Here is a 3,657-nt window from a genome sequence, read left to right on the forward strand (position 1 = left end):
CCTCCCCCCCCCCCCCTCCCCCCCCCCCCCCCTCCCCCCCCCCCCCCCCTCCACTCCTGCGGGCAGCGGGGCAGTTCCGGCGGCGACTTCCGCCCAGACGGCCACGCCGGAGGCGGAAACGCCGGCGCCGCCCTCCGCCCCCACGACGAGCCCGGCGGTCACCATTGTTCCCGCCGCCACTTCATCCCCGGTACCCCGGGGGCCACAGGAATTCACCTTCGCGGACGGACGCCTGTCGTTCGCGTATCCGGAGGGCTGGCGCGTGGAACACGAGCAGGTGACGACCTCACCTGCCGTTGAAACAGCCACCGTCATCGATGCCGGCGGCAAGGAGCAGATCAACATCTATTACGGCCAGGTAGGTGACGCAACTGCCGGCAATGTCACCAGGAACGTCATTGAAACGGATGTGGTACGGGGGCTGGTGGATTATGTCCCCGCGCATTCGTCGTTCTTTATCGACCGAGCTGATGGCGCTACCCAGTACCGCATGGGGCTGACGCCGGGATTGCCAGTTTCGCCCACCGGGCAGGTGGAGTACGGGCTCGTCAAGCTCGGTGACCGCATTCTGACCGCTGATGTGCTGTTCGATGAACCCCGGTTTGACGGTTATGAGGCAGCACAGGCCTGGTACTGGAGTGCCGAGGGCCAGGCCCTGAAAGGCGTGCTCATGAGTTTCTCGTACCGCTGACCAAGATGTCATTAGGGGGTTCTCTTGAAAGGCAACAGCATGTATTCGGCACGGCGCGTGAACTTCTTCCCTACGCTGGCAGTACTGCTCACGCTCACCGTGACGGGCTGCATGCCTAACGCCTCGGCGGGGAGCGGCAGCACAACCGCGGCTGCCGCGTCCCCGTCGGCCCCGTCGGCCCCGGAAAGCGCCCCCGCCGCCAGCGCGCCCTCCGCCGCCGCCAGTCCTCCTGCGGCTGCCCCCGCAGCTTCCAGTCAGCCGCCCGCGCCGGCCGGGACCCCGCCGTCGTCAGATCAGGTTCCTGCTGCCGCGGAGCCGGTGGCCTTCACCTTCCCCGACGGGCGGTTGTCTTTCACGCATCCCGCAGGCTGGTACGTCGACCGTACGGGACGCCTGGAGCCCCCCTCCGTGGAGAACGCGACCGTTTACGACGCCGGCGGTAACGAGCAGGTCCACCTCTTCTACAGCGAGGCGGGCGGCGCCAATATGGGCCCGCTCACCAGGACGGTGCTCTACTCAGAACCGGTGCCGGGGCTGCTGGGGCACTCCGCTCCTGCTGCCCATGCATCCTTCTTTGTCGACAACATCTACGGCGAGCTGCACTACCGCATGGCCATCACGGCAGGACCTGCCGTCTCCCCGGACGGCAAACCGGCGGCGGATGCAACCATCGTGGGGGGCAACCGCGTCCTGGCCGCGACAGTCATCTTCACGGGTCCTTCCTTCGCCAGCGACGAGGCGGCCAGGGCCTGGCTTGCGGGCGGGGAAGGCCAGGCCCTGACGGACCTGCTGATGAGCTTCACGTACCGCTGACGGGCAACAGACGAAGCCCTCCTGCACATTCGTGAGGGAGGGCTTCCTGCTGGCACGCCGGCGGCGCGGGGCGTAGCTACCTGGCCTGCACCCGGCCCAGGAACTGCGCGGTCCTCTCCTTGAGGCCTTCGATCTGGCGGAGGACCACGGCGGCCGGGTCCGGGTTAATCTCGTTCGCCGGCGGTTCCTTCCGGACGTTGCCGCAGCACAGGAAATCGGCACAAATCAGCGTACCGACGGTGTTCCCGTCCCGTCCGGACTGGCCGGCACGCTTCGCCACCCACAGAAGGACGTCCTCCTTGGAGAACACGTCCCGGCAGAGCTCGCACAACACCGACCGGTTCTTGCGGGCACCGCCCTCCGGTGCGCGCAGCATCACGCCGGTGAGGCCGCCAGGGCCGGGGACGACGAGGTAGCCCCGCAGCGGCATTTTTTCGTCGCGCCAGCCCAGGAAGTCGAGGCTGTCCCAGTCAAGGGAGCCGAAGTCCTTGGGCAGGTTGAGCTTGGCGGCCTCGGAGCGGCTGGCATTGATGAATGATGAGCGGATTTGCTGGGGCGTGACTGATTGCATGGGTGGACCTTTACGGAGGAGGGAAGCCCGGAGGCGGGCAAGGTAAGGAGGGGGGTCAGTCATTCCCCGCTGAGCAGGCCAAAGTGGCCGCCCCGCTTTCCACGGCAGCGGCGGGCTGAATGACCCCGCGCCTGCTCATCTGTTCCTCGAATTCCCGTCGTACGCATGCGGGCGGACCGTGTCGTGCCCCGCAGTGACATCCTGCCAAAGCCACCGTCGCGTGTCCAAAGGGGGCACGACTCGAACTGGCAGCGACACGCAGGCAAGGGTTGTGTCCTTCGTCACGTTGGCGAATAAGCTACGAAAAGCTTGCGTAATAGGAGCGAGGATAGGCTAGCCTTACTTGGGTTCGCACCGTTCACCTAAGGATTTCAATGGCTTCCCCCCTCTTCTCCGGCGCAGGCACCACGCGCCGCACGCTGCTCAAGTCAGCAGGCAAGGCAACCGCACTCCTGGCCGCGGCGGCCCTCTCCCTCTCCGCCTGCTCCACCGGCCCGGCGTCCACCGCGGACGCCGGCGCTTCCAGCTCCAGCAGCAGCGCACAGTTCCCGGTCACCATCAAGCACGCGTTTGGTGAAACCACCATCGAGAAGCAGCCCACCCGTGTGGCCACCGTCTCCTGGGTCAATGACGACGTCGCCATTGCCCTGGGCGTGGTCCCGGTCGGCGTCCCCAAGAACGAGTGGGGCGGCAACGACCAGGGCTCCACCCCCTGGAAGGACGCAGCCCTCGAGGAACTCGGCGCCGGATTTGGCACGGACAAGGCTCCGGTCCAGTACTCCGAGGCCGACGGCATCAACTTCACCGAGATCGCCAAGCTGACCCCGGACGTCATCCTCGCCGCCTACTCCGGCCTCACCGAAGAGGACTACAAGAAGCTGAGCGAAATCGCTCCCGTGGTCGCCCATCCTGAACTTGCCTACGGAACCTCCTGGCAGGATGCCACCACCATCGTTGGCAAGGCCCTTGGCAAGGACGCCGAGGCTGCCAAGCTGGTCTCCGACACGGAGAACACCATCAAGGAAGAGGCTGCCAAGTACCCGCAGATCAAGGACAAGACCTTCATCTACGGTTACGCCGTCCCCTCCGACCTCACCCAGACCGGCATCTACACGGCCAATGACAACCGGCCCAAGTTCCTGTCCTCCATTGGCATGAAGCTCGCGCCCGTGGCGGAGCAGGCATCGGCCGGCTCGAAGGAATTCTTTGTGCCGTGGTCGGCCGAGAAGGTCAACGAGCTGGACTCGGACATCTTCCTCAGCTCCGTCGAGGACACCAGCGAAGCCGAAGCGATCAAGAATGATCCCCTGCTCGGCCAGATCCCCGCGGTCAAGAACGGTGCGTTCGTGGCGGACGCCAACAAGAGCCTGGTCCTCGCCGTCTCCGCTTCCTCCCCGCTGAGCCTGCCCTGGGCGCTGGACACGTTCCTGCCCGAGCTGGCATCCGCAGCGGATGCCGTGAAGTAGCACCGGTTACGTGACATAGAGTTCGACGACGGCGGCGCGCCAGGGCCGGAATCCCGCCATCTTGGTGCCGGGAACGGCAGCCCGTACCCCGGGGACCGCCCGTGCCTATCCCGGAA

At 66.3% G+C, this 3,657-nt stretch carries 4 protein-coding genes; 3 read left to right on the top strand and 1 reads right to left on the bottom strand.

What is annotated here, in order from left to right; translation table 11 throughout:
* Positions 1 to 262 precede the first annotated feature (262 nt).
* On the top strand, positions 263 to 691 hold the full coding sequence (locus ACYQ1Z_RS18630) for a hypothetical protein (RefSeq protein ID WP_459794036.1): 429 nt from the start codon (positions 263 to 265) through the stop codon (positions 689 to 691).
* 39 nt (positions 692 to 730) lie between these two features.
* On the top strand, positions 731 to 1,504 hold the full coding sequence (locus tag ACYQ1Z_RS18635; RefSeq protein WP_459794037.1) for a hypothetical protein: 774 nt from the start codon (positions 731 to 733) through the stop codon (positions 1,502 to 1,504).
* A gap of 76 nt (positions 1,505 to 1,580) precedes the next feature.
* Here the strand turns inward: ACYQ1Z_RS18635 and ACYQ1Z_RS18640 are convergent, their stop codons facing one another.
* Positions 1,581 to 2,075 (bottom strand): FBP domain-containing protein, encoded by a 495-nt coding sequence (locus tag ACYQ1Z_RS18640; RefSeq protein WP_459794038.1) that lies wholly within the window; start codon positions 2,073 to 2,075, stop codon positions 1,581 to 1,583.
* A 374-nt stretch (positions 2,076 to 2,449) separates the two neighbouring features.
* On the opposite strand from ACYQ1Z_RS18640, the gene ACYQ1Z_RS18645 reads away from it, so the two are divergent.
* Positions 2,450 to 3,541, top strand: a complete 1,092-nt coding sequence (locus ACYQ1Z_RS18645) for an iron-siderophore ABC transporter substrate-binding protein (RefSeq protein WP_459794039.1) — start codon at positions 2,450 to 2,452, stop codon at positions 3,539 to 3,541.
* Positions 3,542 to 3,657: the final 116 nt, after the last annotated feature.

The sequence above is a fragment of the Arthrobacter sp. AD-310 genome (genome assembly GCF_054656615.1).